Source organism: Caldanaerobacter subterraneus (genome assembly GCF_004345675.1).
GTDB lineage: Bacteria > Bacillota > Thermoanaerobacteria > Thermoanaerobacterales > Thermoanaerobacteraceae > Thermoanaerobacter > Thermoanaerobacter subterraneus.
The window spans coordinates 1-1,421 of record NZ_SLWU01000057.1; the positions used below are offsets into that span (position 1 = coordinate 1).

General features: G+C 40.7%; 3 protein-coding genes. All 3 read right to left on the reverse strand.

What is annotated here, in order from left to right:
• A partial coding sequence (locus tag EV203_RS13030) for a PrgI family mobile element protein (RefSeq protein ID WP_132040884.1) occupies positions 1–215 on the reverse strand: 215 nt, incomplete at its 3' end.
• Positions 216–221: 6 nt separating this feature from the next.
• Positions 222–1,088: a conjugal transfer protein TrbL family protein gene (locus tag EV203_RS13035; protein ID WP_132040885.1), complete on the reverse strand. Its 867-nt coding sequence runs from the start codon at positions 1,086–1,088 to the stop codon at positions 222–224.
• A gap of 45 nt (positions 1,089–1,133) precedes the next feature.
• Entirely contained in the window at positions 1,134–1,376 is a 243-nt protein-coding gene (locus EV203_RS13040; protein WP_019907144.1) for a hypothetical protein, read from the reverse strand.
• Positions 1,377–1,421 lie beyond the last annotated feature (45 nt).

The following is a 1,421-nucleotide window of genomic DNA, read 5'->3' on the forward strand; positions in this document are numbered from 1 at the left end:
CTGCTCCCGTCAGGACCGGGAATAACCAGAAAGTAAGCAAGGCCGGTAAAGATAAACACTGCTAGGTACCTAGCAGGGGAGTGAGTAAAGATAGATAAAATCAAATAAACAATCAAGCCTAACAAAAGGCCTAAGAGCACAAAAAAGAGCTCTTTCCATCCGAAGCCTGGAAAAAATTCAAATCGTGCAGAAATATTTTTAGGAACTTGATACAACCCACATCATCCTCTCAAAATCATTCTCCTCATTATATACATGCTTCCTGCTGTCTGTCCTGCATGGCCTATGGCAGACCCAAGTCCTGAATGATATGCAAACTGTCTTAAAACAGCAGGAGTTTTAAATGCAACCCAGAGCCAGCCTATGAGCATTAAAAGATTTAGTACAGGCTGAGTAAACTGCATGTTAACTCCTGTTGAGAGAAAGCCCCTAATCATGAAAGTCTGCACAGCTTGAGATAAAGACAAAACAATAAGCTCTCTCCACCACACAGACCACACACCTTCATCGGGTCTTGTAAGTCCTACAGCCATAATAGGAGCTGACACTGCAAGAAAAGCAACTTCTACAGCTCTTATACCTGTCTGAATGAGAATTAAAATCCATATAACTACTGCTGTAAGAGCTATGAAAATAACAGCAGAAGAAAAAGAAGAAAGCTGCTGCAGAATTGTAGTAATTCCTGCAGTAGGATTGGCTGTTTGTGTTGAAGGCAAAGATGCTACAGCCTTTGCAAGCTCTGTACCCCACTCGTACACTGTCGTCACTGCCCAAGGACCTGCTGAAATCATTAGGGCAGCAAAGGCAGTTCTTTTAAGAAGCTCCAGAGGCTGTGCTGATGAATCTCCTGAGCTGTATAGAATGTATGTTTTTAATGCCTCAGCAGCTACCTTTACTCCTAAAAGAGTACCTGCTACTACTTTTGTAAGGTAGATTGCATTAGTTACATAAGGTGTATTTAAAATCTTCAAAGCCAGTGCCATCTCATCTCCTAAAAATGAAACAAAAAGGCTCAGGAGACTATCCAGTATATTCGTGAAAAAATTATTTACAGCATTCATAATCATGTTCTCTATTGCAGCAAACAAGAAAAACACCTCCAGAAAGGGCCGGTATAATCCGACCCTTTAAAATTACTTGAAGTAGGATAAAAATACTTTAACAATTGAAGCTGCGCTCATCCCTATTGCGCCGCCTATTAAGATGTTTCTTATAGACCTGTTGTGCGCTGCAGTAACAGCAGGGTCGCCGTCTCCCATCTGCTTCATCAAAGCATGATACCCTATAGCTGCTCCGGAAGCAGCAGGTATAATGTAAAGAATCCACGTTAAGACATCATTTAAAAGATTAACAGCACCAGAGACAAAAGTTGGCATAAAATCTCCTCCTCATCTTAATTTTGATAATAAATTCTCATTCAG

Coding starts and splice junctions, on each gene's coding strand:
- EV203_RS13040 (WP_019907144.1), bottom strand. CDS start 1,376: ATGCCAACTTTTGTCTCTGGTGCTGTTAATCTTTTAAATGATGTCTTA.